Here is an 18,933-nt window from a genome sequence, read left to right as displayed (position 1 = left end):
TCCGGTGGCCGCGGTCCCGCCGTCAGGGCACGCAATGCCGGTGGTGGGGCCCCCGGTATCGTTCGGGTCCCCCCCACCACGGCGTTCGTGTGCCCACGGTGTGAAGGTGTTCGATGCACTGACATGGGTTCAGACGACACGGGCAGGAGGGGGGCAGCCTGCCCCTGAACGCGGTCGAGAGCCGGGCGACCGTGCCGGAACGAAGATGGTTCACCGGGAGGGCGAGCGACGGCCGAGGGAATGAGAACTGCTGGTGATCCACTGTTGTGGCCCGGGGTCGGGCGGACCTCCACGGGCGCCCGAAGTGCGGCCCGTTGGCGGGCCGGACACGGCGGGTGACCGCCCCGCACCGGCCGACGGCGCGGCGAACGGACTCCGGGGGAGCGCGTGATGACCCGTGGGGGATGACGGGGACATGAACGGTGCCGGAGAGGCCGACACCCGACCGGAAGCAGTTGCTCACCGCGTGGCGGACGCGGTCGAGCGACTCGTGGTGCTCTGGTCCTCGGCGGGCGAGGCGGTCGGCCCCCGTCTGTCGGCGCAGCAACTCAGGGCTCTGAAGGTGGTCAGGCACCGTTCCGAGCTCAATCTCACCGCGCTGGCCGAGATCCTGGGGATCGCGCTGCCCGCGGCCAGCCGGTTGTGCGACCGTCTCGAGGCCGCGGGCCTGCTCGAGCGGGTTCCGCACCCAGGCAACCGGCGCGAACTGCAGCTCCTGCTCACACCTCAGGGCAGGCTGGTGCTCACGGAGATCGCCGAGCGCAGGTCCCTGAGTCTCGCGTCGGTTCTGGCGGCCATGAGCCCCGCTCAACGCGTGTCGCTGGAGAGCGGACTGCTCGGGTTTCACCGAGCTCTCGACGCGGCGAGCGCCGAGCCGGAGAGGAAGGACCACGCCGGGCAGTGAGCCCCGGCGTCGGACGTCCCGCCGCCGACGGCCTCGGGACCGAGGAACGCCAAGCAGGCCGCCCTCAACCACCCAGCTGCGCCCGGCAGTTGAGCTGTCGATGTGACAGAGCGGCCTCAGAGCTGGGCCGTTGATGTGACTGAGCAGCCTGGCAACTGCGCCGTTGATGGGGCGGAGCGGCCCGGCAAGCTCCGCCCCGGCTGGGCCGACGCCCGCCCAACTGCGTCGTTGGTCTGGAAGAGCGGCCCGGCGCTCAGCTGTTGATGTGGCAGAGCAGGAGACACACGTCGTCGTCGCGCTCGGAGTCCCGCAGCATCGGGTCCAGGATCCGGTCGGCGCTGCGCTCCAGATCCCGGTCCAGCTCGGCGGCACCCTGGGCGGACAGCGCCTCGGCCAGGCGTTCGATCCCGGGGTCGATGCCGTGCGCCCGCCGTTCCACCAGTCCGTCCGTGTACAGCGCCAGCGTGGACCCCGGCGGGAGGTGCGCGGTGTGGTCGCGGATGTCCTGTTGCAGCGGAATGCCCAGCATCGCCCCGGGTTTGGCGTCCAGTATGCGCACGTCGCCCTCGGGGGTGCGCAGCACGGGTGGCGGATGCCCGGCGGCGGCCCAGGTGACGGTGGGCTCGTCCGGTCTGAACCGCGCGATGACCGCGGTGGCGTACAGGTCGGGCTGGAGATGGTGGAGGAACGTGTGCAGCCGCGTCAGGAGCTGGCCCGGGGTGCCCCCGTCGACGGCGTAGGCCCGGAGCGCGGTGCGCAGCTGGCTCATCATGACGGCGGCGTGCAGGCCGTGCCCGGTGACGTCGCCGATGACGGCGACCAGACTGCCGTCGGGCTGGCGGAACGCGTCGTACCAGTCGCCGCCGATGTTCAGACCGTGGGTGGCCGGGAGATAGCGCGCCGCCAGGTGCAGGCCCGGTGTCGTGGGCAGGTCCGTGAGCAGGGCGCGCTGCAGGGTCTCGGCGATGTCCCGGCTGTGCTCGAAGCGCTGTGCGTTGTCGATCGCGATACCGGTCCGGCGGGCGAGTTCGACGAGCATGATGGCGTCATCGGCACTCCACCCGTCCGCGGGTGGCGTGAGTGTCACCACTCCCAGAGGCGCGCGCCGCGCGGGCAGGGGGATGCACAGCAGAGGCCGCGCCGGGTGCAGCGCCGAGGGCGGCTGGTCGTCGACGCCGGGGAAGCCCCCCGCGTGATCGGCGGCGTACTGCGGGCGCCCCCTGCGTGCCGCGACGACGGCTGCCGCCGGATGGGGGCCGTGCTTGGGGGCGTCGTCCTCGTCGCCGGAAAACAGCCATACGTCGACGCTCCGGGCGTAGGCGGGGACGAGGAGTTGGGGCAGCCGGCGCAGGATCTCCTCGTGGTTGAGGGAGGCCGTGAGGGCCGCGCTGGCGTCGGCCAGGAAGGTCAGCCTGCGGCGGGCGCTCTCCGCCTCGGTGCGGGCCTTGCGCTCGGCGATGAACAGCTCCTGCTGGGCCCGGCCGGCCGCGTCCAGTTCGGCGTGCAGGGCGAGGACACCCTGGTTCGTCTGGTGGAGTTCCTCCCGGTGGAAGGCGACCAGCTCTTCCTGCTCGGTCAGCTTCTTCAGGACCCGGGCGGTGTCCTCGTCGGCGCTGAGCAGGGCGTCGGCGACGGTCGTCCGGTCCCGGATCACGTGGGCGGCGCCGGCCGCGTTGCCGCGCGCGGGACACTCGACGGCCGCCTGCCAGGCCGGCTGTGCTCCGGTACCGTACGCCGCGTTTCCCTCGCCGGATCGCACGGCGGCCGTGATCCTGCCGTGCCGCTCGTCGCCCGATGGCGCGTCCGCCCGCAGGCTCAACTGCCAGGTGCCGCCCTTGGTGAGGCACTGGCGCAACTGGGCGCTGAGATCGGTGACCAGGCGGGTGCGTTCGAGGGTGGAGACGCCGTGGGCGGCCGCGAAGCGGGCGGTGGCGATGCGGGCACGGGCGGCTTCGGCGACCGTGGTGATCTGCCAGGTATGGGTCATGGTGCGAGATCCGGCGACGGAGTGAGCACGGCCACGGTGGTGTCGTCCCGCACGGGCCGGGCGGCACTGCTGGAGTCCCGCACGATCACGGCTGCGGTGAGGGCGGGGTCCAGGGCGGACAGGGGGACGGAGGGCGGGGGAGTCCAGCGGCTGGGCAGCCCGTCGCTGTGCAGGATGAGCAGGCTGTCGGGCGTCCACGGCTGGCTGCACCGCGGCAGGCGCGCCGGACGGTGGGCGCCGACTATCCCCGGGTGGGACAGCAGCGGCCGCCAGGTGTCGCCCGTTCGCAGCCGGGCCCCGATGTTGCCGATGCCGGCGAAGTCGAGCACCCGGGAGGCGAGATCGAGCTGGGCCACGGCGACGGCGGCTCCGCGGGTGGCGCGGAGCGCGGTGTGCAGCCGGCCGAGCAGTTCCGTCGGGGGCAGATGCGCCGCGTGGTGCAACTGGTCCAGTGCCGCGCCGGACGCCTCGGCCGCCGCCTCGCCGTGGCCGAGTCCGTCGGCCAGCAGCAGGGTGACACGGTCGTCGGTCCGGACGCAGGCCCACGCGTCGCCCGAGTAAGGGGCGGCGGCGAGCGGGATGTTGACGCCTCCCGCCCGCACGGGCCCGTCAGTCCTGGGGCGGTGACGTCGGCGCTGGTCCTCGGGCGCCGGGCGGATCCGTGCCAGGGCGATGGTGCCCCGGCCGGGCGTGGTCTGCAGGTCGAAGTCGTCGGCGATGCGCCGGCAGGTGCCGAGTCCCGCGCCCAGTGACGAGGCGGTCGAGTAGCCGTCGCGCAGCGCGGCCGAGACGTCGGCGATCCCCGGTCCGTGGTCGATCGCCAGTATCTGCAGCGCCGGAGCCGGCCCCGCGCCGGGAAGAGCCAGATCCGCGTCCACGGTGTCGATCAGTATCTGACCGCCTCCGGCGTGCTTGAGCAGATTGGTGGCCAGCTCCGTGGCGACGAGTGCCGCCACGGCCGTACGGTCCTTGTCCAGCCCGGCGTGGCCGGCGGCGGTCTCGGCGGCGACCCGGACGTCCCGTACCCGGGTGGAGTCGTGGACCGGCACGTACCAGACGCGGGTCATCGGATCTCCTCCCGCTGGCGCGGGGGACCGGCTGCCCAGCAGATCACCGTCACGGTGGTGCCCGCGCCGGGACGGCTGTCGAGCGAGAACTCGTGCACGAGCCGCCGGGCGCCGCCCAGACCGAGGCCGAGACCGCCGCCCGAGGTGTAACCGTCGCTGAGCGCCCGCTCGATGTCGGGGATACCGGGCCCCTCGTCGGTGAAGGTCAGCCGCAGACCGCGGGCGAGACCGTTCTGCAGCACCGTCGACTCGACCTGGCCCCCGCCGCCGTGGACCAGCGTGTTGCGGGCGAGTTCGCTCGCGGCGGTGACCAGCTTCGTCTGGTCCACCAGGCCGAAACCGAGCTCGGCGGCCGTCTGGCGCACATGCTGGCGCACCCACGCCAGATCCATGTCCGAGCGAATCGCCAGGCAGGTGGTGACGTAGCCGGAAGTTTCCGTCACGGGCTCTCCAGGCGTACTGGGCTGTGGGGGAGGGCAGCGGGCGCCGACGCCAGCATCCGCAGGGCCTCCTCGGTGTCGAGCGCGGTGCCCAACCCGGGGAGTGTGAGCCCCAGTTCGACCAGCGTGATGGCGACGGCGGGGCGCATGCCGGCCACCACCGTCCGGGCCGCCAGCAGCTTGGCGTTCGCCGCGATCTCCGCGAACACCCGGCCGAGGAAGGAATCGATCATGTCGACCCCGGAGATGTCGATGACGACCCCGGTGACGGAACTGGCCGCGATGGCCTCGCCGATGTCCTGCTGCAACCGCTCGGCGGCCCGGTCGTGCAACTCGCCCTGCAGCGTGATGAGAAGGACGTTCCCGAGCTTGAGCACCGGCACGGAGGAACCGGTGAGGCCGGTGAACTCGCCGTTCACTGCGCGCTCGCTCCCGTGCGGACCTGGTCGACGATCACGCTGCCCTGCTGGTGCAGGGCGTAGGCGAGGGCGTCGGCGAGCGTCGCCCGCGTGAGGACCGACCCCAGGTCGATGCCGAGGTGGACGATGGTCTGCGCGATGGCGGGCCGGATGCCCGAGACGATGCACTCGGCGCCCATGAGCCGAGCGGCCGCCACCGTCTTCATCAGGTGCTGGGCCACGAGGGAGTCGACGGTCGGCACCCCCGTGATGTCCAGGATCGCGAACCGCGCCTGCTGTGTGACGACAGCTTCGAGAAGGCTCTCCATCACCACCTGGCTGCGGGCGCTGTCGAGGGTGCCGATCAGCGGGACGGCGACGACGCCGGTCCACAACTTGATGACGGGCGTGGCGACTTCCAGCAGCTGGAGGCGCTGCCGGTCGATGAGTTCCTGGCCCTCGCTCAGGGTCGTCTCCAGTACGACGAGCCGGAGCGTACCGAGGAGAGCGGTGAGGGTGACGGCCCGCTCCTCGGCCTGCGCGGGGGTCGCGCCGGATTCGGCGGCGAGGAGTTCCGAGACCGGTGGGCGCAGAGCGGCCACCTCGTGGGCGATCTGCACGGACGTGGCTCCGGAGCGCGCGCGGGAGGCCGCCATGCGGCCCAGCTGTTCGCGCACCGCACTGAAGCCGGGGGCGCCGAGGTCCTCCGTCCGATCGGCCGCCGCGACGGCGGCGAGCGCCTCCACCACGGCTCGGCCCGCTTCCACCGCCTCGTCCCGGGAGACCGTGAAGACGGTACGGAACAGGGCCTCGTCGGCCCAGCGCTGGGCGATCTGCTCACGGCGGCGCTGCAGGAAGTCCCCGACGTCCTGGGCCGGGGACCCCCGGTGTGCTGCTGCCTCGTGATCCGCCACGTGTTCGTCTCCTTCGTCCGTCCGCTGTTCCGGCGTTGTGAAAACCGCCGGGAGGGCTCTGTCTCTTGTCGTACGACAACTGTAGTCATGGCCTGCCCGCGTACGACCCCGCGCCCTCCGTGAAGATCGTCCCGCTCGGGACTCCTACCCCGGCGTCTGCCGACCGTGCCAGTCCAGGCACACCACGAGGGCGTCGTCCTCGGGCTTCGGTCCGCCACGGTGGCCGGTCAGTTCCCTGAGCACCGCGCGGGGCACCTCGGCCGCCGGGAGCAGCCGGGTCGACGTGATGGCGTTCGCCAGCGCCTTCTCCCCGTACTTCTCGCCGCCCGGTGCGGCGACCCCGTACACGCCGTCGCTGACGAAGACCAGCCGGTCGCCCGGTGCCACGCGGAACTCCTGCACCACGTAGTCGGTCTCCTCGAACATGCCCAGCGGCAACTGGGCGTCGAAGTCCACCCGTTCGACGCTCCGGCCGCGCAGGCGCAGCATTTGGGGCGAGCCGGCGTCGACGACCCGTATCCGGCCGGTGGACAGCTCGAAGTCCAGCATGAGCACGGACAGATACGAGGCGCCGCGGTACTGCGCGTAGATCGCCTGGTCGGCGAGGGCCGCCTGGTCCTCGATGGGGATGCCCGCGCGGCGCGCGTTGCGCAGCGCGTTGATGCCCAGACTGGTCAGCAGGGAGGCCTCGATGCCCTCACCCATCCCGTTGGTGATGTACACCGTCAGGCGGTCGGCCGCGGCCGACCAGTCGAAGTTGTCGCCGAAGATCGCGTAGGCGGGCTCCAGTTGGGCGCCGAGCTCGTACTCGGGCCGGGCGCACGAGCGGCCGGGCAGCAACTGCCACTGCATCTCGGCGGCCAGCGTCAGGCGGTCCCGGCGACGCGCCTGCAGATACAGGTCGGTGTCGCGTTCGGCCACGAGGACCTCGTGGCCGAGTACCTCCGCGATGTCGGCGAGTTCGGCCAGCGTCTCCTCGTCCAGCCGGTCGGAGGGCAGGGTGACGGACAGGATGCCGAGCCGGTCGCCGCGTACGGTCACGGGCAGATGCGCACGCACGCGGCCGTCCGTGTGCTCCTCGACAAAGGGTTCCTGCGCCCCGAAGGCCCGGCCGGCGGGGCTGCTGTGCACCGGCACCGGCTCCAGGGTGTGCGGAAGCTCGGAGACCGGCTGCAGCACGGTCAGTCCGTAGTCGGCCATGAGGAGTTCGACGGCCTCGGCCGCGTAGTCGCCGCACAGTACGGGGCTGACCGCGTCCAGCAGCTGATGGGGAGCCGCGGTGCGCAGGGCCCGCTCCGCGGCCACGAATCTGTTCACGATGTCGGGTACGCCATTCTTCGACTAGTACGATTCCGGGTCCATGACTTGAGAAGATCGGTCGCTCAGCCGTGGGTTCCGGTATCTATTGTTTTGTGTCGGCCCTGGCTCCGGCGGACTGGCAGTGCTCGAGAAGACTGGGAGAGTGAGACCGTGACTTCCTCCGGCCCGCGCCCGCAGCCCGGTGAGGTGGCTCGGGTGACCTCAGAGGCCTCCGAGCTGCTGGAGATCCTCTGGGGACGCGCCTCGACGGCTCCCGTCTCCACGTCCCAGCTGCGGGTGCTGTTCATCCTGGAGCACAGCGAGGGCATCAATCTGCGCACCCTCGCAGACGCCCTCGGCTCCACTCCTCCCTCGACCAGCAGGCTCTGCGACCGGCTCCAGGCCGTGGGGTTCGTCGAGCGGCGGCCCGGCGCGATCAGCCGTCGTGAGCTGCGCCTGTTCCTGAGCCGCCGGGGCAGGTCGTTCCTGAGTGAGCTGCGCCTGCGCCGCGAGCGCGCCCTGGAGTCGGTCCTCGCGCAGATGCCGGCCGCGCAGCGCACGGCGCTGCTGGGGGGACTGGAGGCTTTCTGCGCCGCCGCTGCGGCGCAGATCCACGAGGCCGACGAGCTGGACATCCGGACGGCCTGACCCGCGGGGATGCCGCCGGCCGGAATCAGCCCGCACGCGTAGGCGTGCCGCGGTCGGCCGGTGTCGGCAGCCGGCTTCAGCCACCGCAGCATTCCTGGTCCCCTCCGTGTCTCCGACAGCTCATCACTTTGTTGCCTCCCGACTACAGTTGTCAAATGACAACTGTTGTTCGCGTCTCTCCGCCATCAGGTTCCCGGCGTTCGCCTCTGCTGTGGAGCCTGTCCCGAAGACCGGGTGTCAAGGGGTGACTTCGCCCACCTGCGCCAAAGCGTCGGCGACACTCGTCGCGCCCGCCACCGTGAGGTTGACGCCGGTGAGGTCCAGAATCCGCTGGACGGTCGGCGTGGGGGAGATGAGGCGGACACTCCCGCCGACCCGGCGGGTCTCCTTGTAGGCCCTGAGGATGACGTTGAGCCCGGACGAGTCCATGAAAGGAACCGCGGACAGATCGAGCAGGAGATGACGGCGACCACGCCCCACCTGATCGGACAGGTGGTCGCGCAGCTCAGGAACCGTGTCCACGTCCAGGTATCCGTCGACCGCGACCAGGGCTATGCCTTCCCGAGGCAGTGTCACGTCGATGGACACGGGGGCTCGTTCGGCCGGCACGGTTACCTCCAATGGACGCCAGGGTCAGGCATTTCCTCTGCTGGAAATGGTCCCGGTGCGTCCGGCGCCGGTCCTTCGACGTCACCGGTCCGTCGAAGATCCGCCGCTGCCGGGCGCAGCGAGCACGTCGACGTCTACCCCTCGAATGGCCATGCACACCTGGAGGTTGTGTGCCGCCTCTGCGGACGGTGCGGTACGGCGTGGCACCCGAGGGCGTGACTACGCCACCCGGATCCCGACGATGCAGGTGTCGTCGTCGGTGTCCGACCGGCTGTACGTGAGGAGCCGGTCCAGCTGGTGGTCCAGCGTGGTGGGGGTCGTACGGACGCTGGTCAGCAGCTGGGTCAGCGACTCCTCCACCGAGCGGTCGCGGCGCTCGACCAGACCGTCCGTGTACATCAACAGGGTGTCCTCGACGGCGAGTTGGATCTCGGCCTCCTCGTACGAAGCCTCCGGTACGGCGCCGAGCAGTATCCCCTTGAGCAGGGACAGCGGACCAGCTTCCGTGCCGCGGACCAGAACGGGCGGCAGATGACCGGCCCTGGCCCACCGCAGGGTGCGGCGCACGGGGTCGTAGAGGCCGCAGACCGCCGTGGCCGTGACGGCGCCCGTCAGATGGTGCGCCACGATGTTCAGCCACGACAGCAACTGGGCGGGGCCTGCGCCGGTCACGGCGAGCCCGCGCAACGCGTTGCGCAGCACCACCATGCTCGTCGCCGCCTCGATCCCGTGACCGGCCACATCGCCGACGCTCAGCAGGACCAGGCCGGAGGGCAGGACGACGGCGTCGTACCAGTCGCCGCCCACCAGCTGCTCGGTCTCCGCCGGGCGGTAGCGGACCGCCACCTGGAGCCCGGGAGCCTTCAGCGGGGCCTGCGCCGGCGGCATGATCGCGTGCTGCAGCTGGAGAGTCAGCCGGTTGCGTTCGTGTGCCTGCTGCTCGGAGTGGGCGAGCTGGTCGCGCGTGGCGGCCAGTGCCACCTCCGTCCAGTGCTGGGCCGAGATGTCCTGACAGGCCCCGCGTACGACGAACAGCCGGTCGTCGGCGTCGAGTACGGGCTCCGCCACCATCCGGATGTGCCGGGTCACCCCGTCCGGGCGCTGGAGACGGAACGCGGCGGTGGCCGGCCTCCTGTGGTGGAGAACGGTCCGCAGAAAGCGGCCGATGGCGACGGCGTCGTCCGGGTGGGCGTGCGCGGCCAGCTCCTCCAGCGGCACGGGGGCACTGGAGGTCGGGCGGCCGTACAGGCTGAACAGCGTGCCGTTCCAGGTGATCTCGCCGGTGAGCAGATTCTCCTCGAAACCGCCGATCCTGCCGAGCCGCTGGGCGTGCTGCAGCAGACTCGCCAGCCGTGCCGTCTCGTCCTCGATGCGCCAGATCAGCAGCACCGAGTCACCGTGCCGGCTGAGGCTGATGTCGGCCACCGTCGCCAGCGGCACCTGGTCGACCAGGGCCGTGAGGTCCATCCGCTCGGCCCGGAACGGCTCACCCGTGGCGTAGACCCGCTCGATGTGCTGGAACAGCTCGCTCTCCCCGGCGGCCATCGGGTAGGCCTCCAGCAGCAGCGCTCCGTTGATGACACCGCTGGGCCGGCCGGCGGGGTCGAGGAACCGCTGGTTCACGTGACGGATACGGAAGTCCGAGAGCCGCCCGTTCTCGTCGAGATGCGGCACGAGGACCACGGAGGGGTCGTGCAGTCCGTCGACCAGATCGACCAGCTCCGCGACACCGGCCGAGACACGGGGGCCGTGGAAGCTCTGGCTGTCGACCAGGAGCGGCTGCGCCTCGAGCGTGTGGGCGCACAGTTCGGCGAGCGCGTCGACCTGGCGGACGACCTGCGGCGGCTGCGGGTGCAGAGGGGACGGCCAGGCGATCTCCAGGACACCGTGGATACGGCCGCCGGCACTGGCCGGAGCGGCGACCCTTCCGCCGTCGGGATAGTGGGTGTGCCCGATGGTCGGAAGACCCTCCTGCGACACGGACGCGGTCCACTGCGTCGTACGACTCGTGAGGGCGCGGCGTGCCACCGTTGCCACGCCCGGCGGCACATAGCGCCAGCGGCCCGCCTCCGCGGCGGAGAACCCCGCGCTGCCCGCCAGGCTCAGGGAACCGTCCGCACCGGCCGCCCAGATCGCCACGGCCACCGCCCCGAGGGGCGCCAGCGCGTGCTGGAGCAGGGAGTCGGCCACCGCCTGAGTGTCGTCGGCGGCGAGCACACCGCTCTCCGCCTCCCGCAGCCGTACGGCCGGGGCGGAGCTGTCCGCGTCGGCCTCCGCCGTGGCGGACAGGAACGTATCGGTCACCTCCGAAAGCCGGTCGCGCGCCGCCTGATTGATGACGTCGACGGCCAGTTCGAGCAGGGGAACCTTCCCCTGTTCGGTCAGTTCGGCCAGCTGCCGGGCCGCCTGCGCGGGCCCGCAGCCGAGCCGCTCGACCAGGATGCCCTTGGCGAGTTCGATCAAGGCGCGTCCGTCGGCTTCGGCCTGGGCGGCCTGCACCTCGCGACGCAGCCGCTCCACCGTGGCCGCCAGCCTGCCCACCGGAGACGGCGACGAGTCACCGGAGAGCCCGCCCGCGGACTCTGCCGCGGCGGAGTCCTTGTTAGCGGGCAGCGCGGAAGAGCCCGCAGCATCCGACCGCACGGGGGAGACGGCGGATTCGGGCGGGAGTTCGCCGGGGCCCGGCTCAACGGGCTGCTCAGGAGTGTTGCTCACTGTGCGGTTGCTCCTCGGCTGGGACGCTCGCTGGCGCGGGGGAGAGTGGGTGCGGTGCGGGACGGCGCCCGCCCGGCCTTTCGAACCGGGCGGACACCTTCCGATGTCACACGCTCAGCCAGCGTCGGACGCAGGCGATGAGGTCGTCGGTGTCGACCGGCTTGGTCACATAGTCGCTCGCCCCCGACAGAAGGCTCTTCTCCCGGTCGCCGGGCATCGCCTTGGCGGTGACCGCGATGATGGGGAGATCGGCGTACTGGGGCATCTTGCGGATCTCGGCCGTGGCGGCGTACCCGTCCATCTCCGGCATCATCACGTCCATCAGGACGAGCGCGATGTCGGGACGGCTGATCAGGGTCTCGATGCCCTTCCGGCCGTTCTCCGCGTGCAGGACCTGGAATCCGTGCAGCTCCAGAATCCCGCTGAGCGCGAACAGGTTGCGGGCGTCGTCGTCGACCACGAGCACCGTGGTGCCGTGGAACATCTCGCCGACGAACTCGGCGTTCTGCTGCTGTGGTTCCTCGGCCCGGACCAGCGGGAGTACGTCCCCCGGCTCGTCGGCGGAGAGATGCAGGGCGATGCGCTCCCGCAACTCGTCGAGGCTGGAGAGGAATTCGAGCGGCCGGTCCCCGCACAGGGACCGCAGCGTCTGCTCCTGGGCCAGGTCCACGCGGTTGCCGTTGTGGACGAGCACGGGAACGTTCCCCAGCGCCGCGTCGCCCTCGACGGCCTGCAGGAAGTGGGCCGCCTCCCCTTCGGGCATACCCAGTTCGAGGACGACGCAGTGGCACGGCTCGGCCGCCAGCGCGCTCGCCGCCTCCTGCGCCCCCATGACCGTGATGACGTCGACGGTCCTGCGTGCGTCGCTGTCGTCACGGCTGAGGGCGAGATCCCCGACCGCGCTCTCGGCGACGAGGGTCAGCAGGCCGCGCGGACGTTCCTCCACGACGAGCAGCCGGCGCCGGTTGCGCCGGGGCGGCCCGGCCGGGCCGGGCACCGGGCGGCGTACCGCCACCGCGTCGGTGGTCTCCGCGACCGGAGCGGCCTCCAATGCGCGGCCGCCGCTGAGCAGCTCCTCGAAGTCGGGGCGGGCCACCGGCAGGAAGAGGGTGAAGGTGCTGCCCTTGCCGGGCGTGCTGTCCACGGCGACGGCGCCGCCGAGCAGGTGGGCGATCTCCCGCGTGATCGACAGCCCGAGACCTGTGCCGCCGTACTTGCGGCTCGTGGTGCCGTCCGCCTGCTGGAAGGCGCCGAAGATGGTCTCCAGCTGCTGCTCCGGGATGCCGATACCGGTGTCCTTCACCCGGAAGGCGACGACGCTCCCGCCGCGCAGCACCCCCTCCGGAACCTCTTGCCCCGCCGCCGGCTCGATGCGCAGTTCGACGCTGCCCTGCTCGGTGAACTTGACCGCGTTGGACAGCAGGTTGCGCAGCACCTGCCGCAGCCGGGAGTCGTCCGTGAGCAGATCGCCGGGCGCGCCGGGCGCGGTGCTGATCGTGAAGTCCAGACTCTTCTGCGAGGTCATGGGCCGGAAGGTCGCCTCGACGTATTCGAGGAGCCGGCGCAGCGACACCCGCTCCGGAGAGACGTCCATCTTGCCGGCCTCGACCTTCGACAGGTCCAGGATGTCGTTGATCAGCTGCAGCAGGTCGGAGCCCGCGGAGTGGATGATGCCCGCGTACTCGACCTGCTTCGGCGTGAGATTGCGCGACGGGTTCTGGGCCAGCAGCTGGGCCAGGATGAGCAGGCTGTTGAGCGGCGTGCGCAGCTCGTGGCTCATGTTCGCCAGGAACTCGGACTTGTACTTCGAGGCCAGCGACAACTGCTGGGCCCGCGCTTCCAGTTCCTGCCGGGCCTGCTCGATCTGCAGGTTCTTGGCCTCGATGTCGCGGTTCTGGGTGGCGAGCAGCGAGGCCTTGTCCTCCAGCTCGGCGTTGGAGCGCTGCAGTTCGTCCTGCTGGACCTGCAACTCCTCGGACCGCGCCTGCAGTTCGGCCGTCAGGCGCTGGGACTCGCCGAGGAGCTCGTCGGTCCGGGCGTTGGCCACGATGGTGCTGACGTTGACACCGATCGTCTCCATCAGCTGCTCGAGGAAGGTCTGGTGGACCGGCGTGAAGCGGGAGACCGAGGCCAGCTCGATGACGCCTAGGACCTGTTCCTCCACCACGATGGGCAGCACCACCAGCGCTGTCGGCACCGCGTGGCCGAGACCGGAGGAGATGGTCACGTACCCCGGCGGCAGCTCGTCCACCGTGATGGCACGGCGGCTCCGGGCCGCCTGGCCGACCAGGGAGTGGCCCATCCGGATCCGGGCGGGCCGGTCCGTGTCGTCCGGGTATCCGTACGACCCGACGAGCCTGAGATCCGTCCCGTGGCCGGTCTCCTCCGCGAGATAGAAGGCGCCGTACTGCGCCGAGACGAGCGGAGTGAGCTCGTCCATGATCAGCTCGGCGACGACATCCAGGTCGCGGTAGCCCTGCATGAGGCCGGAGATGCGGGCCAGGTTGGTCTTGAGCCAGTCCTGCTCCTGGTTGGCCCGGGTGGTCTCGCGCAGGGACTCCACCATGGAGTTGATGTTGTCCTTGAGCTCGGCGACCTCGCCCGACGCCTCCACGTTGATGGAGCGGGTCAGGTCGCCCTCGGCCACGGCACTCGCCACCTCGGCGATCGCGCGTACCTGGCGGGTGAGGTTGCCCGCGAGTTCGTTCACGTTCTCCGTCAGGCGCTTCCAGGTGCCGGAGACGCCTTCCACCTCGGCCTGTCCGCCGAGCCGTCCCTCGCTGCCGACCTCGCGGGCGACACGGGTGACCTCGGCGGCGAACGCGGAGAGCTGGTCGACCATCGTGTTGATGGTGGTCTTGAGTTCCAGGATCTCGCCGCGGGCGTCGACGTCGATCTTCTTGGAGAGGTCACCCTTGGCCACCGCGGTCGTCACCAGGGCGATGTTGCGCACCTGGCCGGTGAGGTTGTTGGCCATCGAGTTGACGTTGTCGGTGAGGTCCTTCCAGGTGCCCGCCACGTTCGGTACGTGGGCCTGGCCGCCGAGGCGTCCCTCGGTACCGACCTCGCGGGCCACGCGGGTGACCTCGTCGGCGAAGGCGGACAGGGTGTCGACCATCGTGTTGATGACGTCCGCGAGAGCCGCGACCTCACCCTTCGCCTCGACGGTGATCTTCTGGGAGAGGTCGCCCTTGGCCACGGCGGTGGCCACCTGCGCGATGGAGCGGACCTGACCGGTCAGGTTCGACGCCATCACGTTGACGTTGTCGGTGAGGTCCTTCCACGTGCCCGAGACCCCTCGTACGGTGGCCTGCCCGCCCAGATTGCCCGCCGTGCCGACCTCGCGGGCGACGCGGGTGACCTCGTCGGCGAAGGCGGAGAGCTGGTCGACCATCGTGTTGATGGTGTCCTTGAGTTCGAGGATCTCGCCGCGGGCGTCGACGGTGATCTTCTGGGAGAGGTCGCCCTTGGCGACTGCGGTGGCCACCTGGGCGATGGAACGGACCTGGGCGGTCAGGTTGCCGGCCATGAAGTTCACCGAGTCGGTGAGGTCGCGCCAGGTGCCCTTGACGCCCTTGACGTCGGCCTGTCCGCCCAGGCGTCCGTCGGTGCCGACCTCGCGGGCGACGCGGGTGACCTCGTCGGCGAAGGCGGAGAGCTGGTCGACCATCGTGTTGATGGTGTTCTTCAGTTCGAGGATCTCGCCGCGGGCGTCGACGGTGATCTTCTGGGAGAGGTCGCCCTTGGCCACGGCCGTGGTGACTTGCGCCACGTTACGGACCTGGGCGGTGAGGTTGCCCGCCATGAGGTTGACGGAGTCGGTGAGGTCCCGCCACACCCCGCCGACGCCGGGCACCTGGGCCTGGCCGCCGAGGCGCCCCTCGCTGCCGACCTCGCGGGCGACGCGGGTGACCTCGTCGGCGAAGGCGGAGAGCTGGTCGACCATCGTGTTGACGGTCTCCTTGAGCTGCAGGATCTCGCCGCGGGCGGGGACGTCGATCTTCTGCGACAGGTCACCCTTGGCCACGGCGGTGGCCACCTGGGCGATGTCCCGGACCTGCGTGGTGAGATTCCCGGCCATGGCGTTGACGGAATCGGTCAGATCGGCCCAGGTCCCGGAGACCCCGGGGACCTCCGCCTGGCCGCCGAGGGTTCCTTCCGTGCCGACCTCGCGCGCCACGCGGGTGACCTCGGACGTGAACACCGACAACTGGTCGACCATGCCGTTGAAGACCGTGGCGATGTCGCCCAGGAGGCCGCCGGCCTCGTCGGGAAGCCTGGTGCCGAAGTCGCCGTCGCGCACGGCGGTCAGCCCGGCCAGCAACTGACGCAGCTCCTGCTCGCCCGGCGTCCGGCTTGAAGGCTCAGTCGTTGTGACGGTCATGCGTACCCTCGTTCCGCTCCCCAGGAGTCCCGGGTCGGGACTCGGAACAACGCCGGACCACGGACCGCCCCCAAGGGCCGTCCGTGAGATTTCCGCAGTTCACCACAGTGCCCACGGAGAAAAATACGCCGAAGGCTAACCCACAAATCATGCGACGAACAAAGCGGTGAAGGGGATCTCAGCGGCCACTAGAAAAAGTTGTCGGAATCAGGCATGACCGCGCCGGAAGGGGATACACAGGACCCTCTCTCTCTGCTTCGGTCCCGGCTGCCCGAGGGGCCTGGGCCGGGTGCGGACGAGCGGACCCCTTTACGAGCGGAAACCGCCGTGCCGCTCCACCGGGCGGATGCCCGTGGAGCGGCACGGCGGTTTCGGGTGCCGTGATAGACGGGCGTCGTCAGGCGACCGACGGGTCCAGCAGGCCCGTACGGAGCCGCTTGAGGATGCGGGTGATCAGCCGCGAGACGTGCATCTGCGAGATGCCGAGCTCCTCGCCGATCTGGGCCTGGGTGCGCTCCTCGACGAAGCGCAGGTGCACGATCAGACGCTCGCGGTCGTCCAGCTCGGCGATCAGCGGCGCCAGGGAATTGAAGTCCTCGACGAGCTCCAGCGAGGCGTCCTCCGTGCCGATGAAGTCGGCCAGGACACCGTCGCCGTCCGCAGCGCCGTTGCTGACGAGGGCGGCGTCGAGGGACGTGGGGGTGTAGGCGTTGGCGGCCTTGCGCGCCTCGATGACGTCTTCCTCGGGCAGCGACATCAGCTCGGACAGCTCGCGGACGGTGGGCATCCGGCCGAGGCGGGTCTGCAGTTCCTCGGTGGCCTTGGCGAGCTCGACTCGGGCTTCCTGCAGCCGGCGGGGGACGTGCACCGCCCAGCTGGTGTCGCGGAAGAAACGCTTGATCTCACCGACGATGTAGGGGACGGCGAAGGAGGTGAACTCGACCTCGCGCGTCAGCTCGAAGCGGTCGATCGCCTTGATCAGGCCGATCGTGCCGACCTGGACGATGTCCTCCATGGAGTCGCCCCGGCTGCGGAAGCGGGAGGCGGCGTAGCGCACGAGCGAGAGGTTCATCTCGATCAGGGTGTTGCGCACGTACTGAAACTCGTGCGTGCCTTCCTCGAGCATGGCGAGCCGGTCGAAGAACTGGCGGGAGAGGTCGCGCGCGTCCTTCGGCTTCACCTTCGAAGGGTCTTCGATGAAGGGAAGTTCGCACTCGCCGATCACCTCGGCCGTCCGCTGTGCCGTGGCCGTTGTCTCCAGCGCCGTCACGGCTGCCATGCCGTCCACCCCATTCGTCGAAGGTATTGATGACACAGGCCGCTTGCCCCGGCTCCCGAAGATCACACCATCCGAACCCAGAAAAAATCCAGGAACGCTCCGACGACGGCGAGCCCCGCCGGAACGCGTGCCCGTCCGCCCCCCGAGCGTTCCCGAGAGCCTGTCCGGACATCCGATCTGCAGGTAGTCGGCGGAACGCCGGGACGCCCGAGTATTCTGAGGGCCGATACGAGGGCGGTGGACATGACGCACGGCGGTGACAGCGCGGCGGCGGGCCCTGATCCGTCACATCTCGGAGGCGCCGTTCTCCGGATGTACGCGCTGGGGGAGCGCCCCGGAATACGGCTGGTCGGGGAGATCAGCCCGCCCACCCGGCCAGTCTGGCGGCACGCGCTCGAACAGCTGGCGAGCCAGTCCGACCAGGTCCGCTTCCTGGAACTGTCCGCGATCACGTTCGTCGATGTCGCAGGTGCCTCCGAACTGGTGCGTACCGCACAGACCCTCGACGACAAGCAGCGGCTGGTCCTGGAGCGGCCGCCGCCCGAACTCGCCCGCATCCTCCAGCTCTTCTGGCCAGAACTTCGGACTATTGAGGTGGCTGCATGACGGACACGGCCATCCCCATAGAGCCATTCGTCCACCCCGCGCTGTTCTACCGCGGTGACCAGGAGTACGTGGACGGGACCGTGCCGTTCCTGCTGGACGGCATGGCCGCCGCGGAACCCGTCGCGGTGGCCGCGCCCCCCGACCGGCTGGCGGTGATCCGGGCGGGGCTCGGTGCGGCCGCGTCCGAGGTGCACTTCGTCGACATGACCAAGGCGGGCCGGAACCCCGGCCGCATCATCCCGTCGGTCCTGCGGAAGTTCGCCGATGCCCGCACGGGCGGTCGCGTGCGCATCATCGGGGAGCCGATCTGGGCCGGGCGCTCCGCGGTGGAGTATCCGGCCTGTGTGCAGCACGAGGCACTGATCAACATGGCGTTCCAAGGGCGCGACGTGACGATCCTGTGTCCCTACGACGTGAAGGCGCTGTCCCCGGACGTGATCGCCGACGCGCAGGCCACGCATCCCGTCGTCATCGACAAGGGACGCGAGGAGGCCAGCAGGGCCTACGCCGTCGAGGACGTACTCGCGCGTTACAACGAAGTGCTGCGTCATCCGCCGGAAGCGGCGGCGGTCCATTTCGACGCCGACGCCCTGCCGACCACGCGCGACTTCGCGCTCCAGGAGGCGGCGGTTCGCGGGATGAGCCGCGTGCGCGTGCAGGACCTCGCCCTCATCGTCGCGGAACTGACGACCAACAGCGTGGTGCACGGCGGCGGTTCGGGGACGCTGCGGATCTGGGCCGAGAACGGCCAGATCGTGTGCGAGGTGCAGGACGACGGGCGGTTCACCGATCCGCTGGCCGGCCGGCACCCGATCCGTCCCGAACAGCTGGGTGGCCGCGGCCTGTTCCTCGTGCACTTCCTCTCCGACCTCGTCCGCGTGCACTCCGGCGAGCTCGGTACGACGGTCCGCAGTTACCTCGCCCTCAGCTGAGCCCGCAGCCCTCGGCGCGCACTTCGGGGCGCGCCGGCGGGCAGAGGTCCACGGCCGCCGGGCACATCGCAAGGCCCGGACCCATGGCCGGGTCCGGGCCTTCGCTGAAGGGCTTTCCGCCGCGCGGAGTGCTGTCCGCTAGCGTGTGCCGCCCTGCTGGGCGTCCTGTGCCGCTTGGCGCTCGGTGTGTGAACCGGCCGTGGACAGGGTTCCGCCGGAGCTCTCGAGGTGTGCGCGGACGAACCACTGGAACTGCTCGAGAGAGCGCAGCTGCTCGATGAGGAGATCCTCCGTCACCGGGTCCGTCTTGCCGACCTCGGTCAGCGCCGCGCGGTGGGCCTCGATGATTCCCGTGTAGACAAGGTCGAGAGCGCCGAGGTGGGCGATGGCATCGGCCCGCCCGACGTCGTAGTCGTCCCAGGTCCGTTCGGCGACCAGAACGCCGGGGGTGCCTTCCGGCACACCGCCGAGGGCGGAGATGCGTTCCGCGGCGTCATCGGCCATTTCGCGTACGCGATCCACCTGGGGGTCGAGCATTTCGTGCACGGCGATGAAATGGGGCCCGACGACATTCCAATGCACGTGCTTCAAAGTGAGTGAAAGGTCGTTGAGCGCATGCAGTCGCATACGCAGCAGTTCGATGACCCGTCCGCCGTCCTGCGTGCTGAGGCCGGGGACCGTGTACTTCGGGGTTGCGTCTGTGGACATGGTGTTTCTCCTTCCCGAGTGGCTTCAACAGAGGGGGCTGCCG

At 70.5% G+C, this 18,933-nt stretch carries 15 protein-coding genes; 4 read left to right on the top strand and 11 right to left on the bottom strand.

Features of this window, described 5'->3' with window-relative positions; genetic code table 11:
• Positions 1-466: 466 nt before the first annotated feature.
• Positions 467-904, top strand: coding sequence for a MarR family winged helix-turn-helix transcriptional regulator (locus ACFVYF_RS17710; RefSeq protein ID WP_389456219.1), 438 nt, complete (start codon positions 467-469; stop codon positions 902-904).
• 253 nt (positions 905-1,157) lie between these two features.
• Here ACFVYF_RS17710 and ACFVYF_RS17705 read toward each other — a convergent pair whose 3' ends face one another.
• The 6 genes from ACFVYF_RS17705 to ACFVYF_RS17680 all read right to left on the bottom strand — a co-directional run bounded on the left by ACFVYF_RS17705 (position 1,158) and on the right by ACFVYF_RS17680 (position 7,027).
• On the bottom strand, positions 1,158-2,891 hold the full coding sequence (locus ACFVYF_RS17705) for a PP2C family protein-serine/threonine phosphatase (protein WP_389456217.1): 1,734 nt from the start codon (positions 2,889-2,891) through the stop codon (positions 1,158-1,160).
• Complete coding sequence (locus tag ACFVYF_RS17700; RefSeq protein WP_389456215.1) at positions 2,888-3,958, bottom strand: SpoIIE family protein phosphatase; 1,071 nt, start codon at positions 3,956-3,958, stop codon at positions 2,888-2,890. The genes ACFVYF_RS17705 and ACFVYF_RS17700 overlap by 4 nt, the downstream gene beginning before the upstream one ends.
• On the bottom strand, positions 3,955-4,350 hold the full coding sequence (locus ACFVYF_RS17695) for an anti-sigma regulatory factor (RefSeq protein ID WP_389456260.1): 396 nt from the start codon (positions 4,348-4,350) through the stop codon (positions 3,955-3,957). The genes ACFVYF_RS17700 and ACFVYF_RS17695 overlap by 4 nt, the downstream gene beginning before the upstream one ends.
• Before the next feature lie 47 nt (positions 4,351-4,397).
• Positions 4,398-4,817 carry an STAS domain-containing protein gene (locus ACFVYF_RS17690; protein ID WP_389456213.1) on the bottom strand — a complete coding sequence of 140 codons (420 nt, stop codon included), beginning with the start codon at positions 4,815-4,817 and terminating at the stop codon, positions 4,398-4,400.
• On the bottom strand, positions 4,814-5,710 hold the full coding sequence (locus ACFVYF_RS17685; protein WP_389456211.1) for an STAS domain-containing protein: 897 nt from the start codon (positions 5,708-5,710) through the stop codon (positions 4,814-4,816). The genes ACFVYF_RS17690 and ACFVYF_RS17685 overlap by 4 nt, the downstream gene beginning before the upstream one ends.
• 144 nt (positions 5,711-5,854) lie before the next feature.
• Positions 5,855-7,027, bottom strand: coding sequence for a PP2C family protein-serine/threonine phosphatase (locus tag ACFVYF_RS17680; protein WP_389456209.1), 1,173 nt, complete (start codon positions 7,025-7,027; stop codon positions 5,855-5,857).
• Positions 7,028-7,225: 198 nt separating this feature from the next.
• Between ACFVYF_RS17680 and ACFVYF_RS17675 the strand changes: the two genes are divergently transcribed.
• Positions 7,226-7,657 carry a MarR family winged helix-turn-helix transcriptional regulator gene (locus ACFVYF_RS17675; protein ID WP_389456207.1) on the top strand — a complete coding sequence of 144 codons (432 nt, stop codon included), beginning with the start codon at positions 7,226-7,228 and terminating at the stop codon, positions 7,655-7,657.
• Between the two features lie 237 nt (positions 7,658-7,894).
• Here the strand turns inward: ACFVYF_RS17675 and ACFVYF_RS17670 are convergent, their stop codons facing one another.
• The 4 genes from ACFVYF_RS17670 to ACFVYF_RS17655 form a co-directional block, all read right to left on the bottom strand.
• Positions 7,895-8,245 (bottom strand): STAS domain-containing protein, encoded by a 351-nt coding sequence (locus tag ACFVYF_RS17670; protein WP_389456205.1) that lies wholly within the window; start codon positions 8,243-8,245, stop codon positions 7,895-7,897.
• A gap of 240 nt (positions 8,246-8,485) precedes the next feature.
• On the bottom strand, positions 8,486-10,879 hold the full coding sequence (locus ACFVYF_RS17665; RefSeq protein ID WP_389456259.1) for a SpoIIE family protein phosphatase: 2,394 nt from the start codon (positions 10,877-10,879) through the stop codon (positions 8,486-8,488).
• 208 nt (positions 10,880-11,087) lie between these two features.
• Positions 11,088-15,365 carry a HAMP domain-containing protein gene (locus tag ACFVYF_RS17660; protein WP_389456204.1) on the bottom strand — a complete coding sequence of 1,426 codons (4,278 nt, stop codon included), beginning with the start codon at positions 15,363-15,365 and terminating at the stop codon, positions 11,088-11,090.
• A gap of 397 nt (positions 15,366-15,762) precedes the next feature.
• Entirely contained in the window at positions 15,763-16,644 is an 882-nt protein-coding gene (locus ACFVYF_RS17655) for an RNA polymerase sigma factor SigF (protein WP_389456202.1), read from the bottom strand.
• Between the two features lie 312 nt (positions 16,645-16,956).
• On the opposite strand from ACFVYF_RS17655, the gene ACFVYF_RS17650 reads away from it, so the two are divergent.
• Both ACFVYF_RS17650 and ACFVYF_RS17645 read left to right on the top strand, forming a co-directional pair.
• Complete coding sequence (locus tag ACFVYF_RS17650; RefSeq protein WP_389456200.1) at positions 16,957-17,250, top strand: STAS domain-containing protein; 294 nt, start codon at positions 16,957-16,959, stop codon at positions 17,248-17,250.
• Positions 17,247-18,182: an anti-sigma factor RsbA family regulatory protein gene (locus ACFVYF_RS17645; RefSeq protein WP_389456198.1), complete on the top strand. Its 936-nt coding sequence runs from the start codon at positions 17,247-17,249 to the stop codon at positions 18,180-18,182. Before ACFVYF_RS17650 ends, ACFVYF_RS17645 begins: the two co-directional genes overlap by 4 nt.
• A gap of 138 nt (positions 18,183-18,320) precedes the next feature.
• Here the strand turns inward: ACFVYF_RS17645 and ACFVYF_RS17640 are convergent, their stop codons facing one another.
• Positions 18,321-18,890: a Dps family protein gene (locus tag ACFVYF_RS17640; protein ID WP_389456196.1), complete on the bottom strand. Its 570-nt coding sequence runs from the start codon at positions 18,888-18,890 to the stop codon at positions 18,321-18,323.
• Positions 18,891-18,933 lie beyond the last annotated feature (43 nt).

This window comes from Streptomyces sp. NPDC058274 (assembly GCF_042881375.1).
Classification (GTDB): domain Bacteria; phylum Actinomycetota; class Actinomycetes; order Streptomycetales; family Streptomycetaceae; genus Streptomyces.
Note: the sequence above shows the minus strand (reverse complement) of the source record. Positions and strands in the feature narration are given on the sequence as shown.

Coding starts and splice junctions, on each gene's coding strand:
- ACFVYF_RS17650 (WP_389456200.1), top strand. CDS start 16,957: ATGTACGCGCTGGGGGAGCGCCCCGGAATACGGCTGGTCGGGGAGATC.
- ACFVYF_RS17705 (WP_389456217.1), bottom strand. CDS start 2,891: ATGACCCATACCTGGCAGATCACCACGGTCGCCGAAGCCGCCCGTGCC.
- ACFVYF_RS17655 (WP_389456202.1), bottom strand. CDS start 16,644: ATGGCAGCCGTGACGGCGCTGGAGACAACGGCCACGGCACAGCGGACG.
- ACFVYF_RS17700 (WP_389456215.1), bottom strand. CDS start 3,958: ATGACCCGCGTCTGGTACGTGCCGGTCCACGACTCCACCCGGGTACGG.
- ACFVYF_RS17645 (WP_389456198.1), top strand. CDS start 17,247: ATGACGGACACGGCCATCCCCATAGAGCCATTCGTCCACCCCGCGCTG.
- ACFVYF_RS17660 (WP_389456204.1), bottom strand. CDS start 15,365: ATGACCGTCACAACGACTGAGCCTTCAAGCCGGACGCCGGGCGAGCAG.
- ACFVYF_RS17640 (WP_389456196.1), bottom strand. CDS start 18,890: ATGTCCACAGACGCAACCCCGAAGTACACGGTCCCCGGCCTCAGCACG.
- ACFVYF_RS17695 (WP_389456260.1), bottom strand. CDS start 4,350: ATGGATCTGGCGTGGGTGCGCCAGCATGTGCGCCAGACGGCCGCCGAG.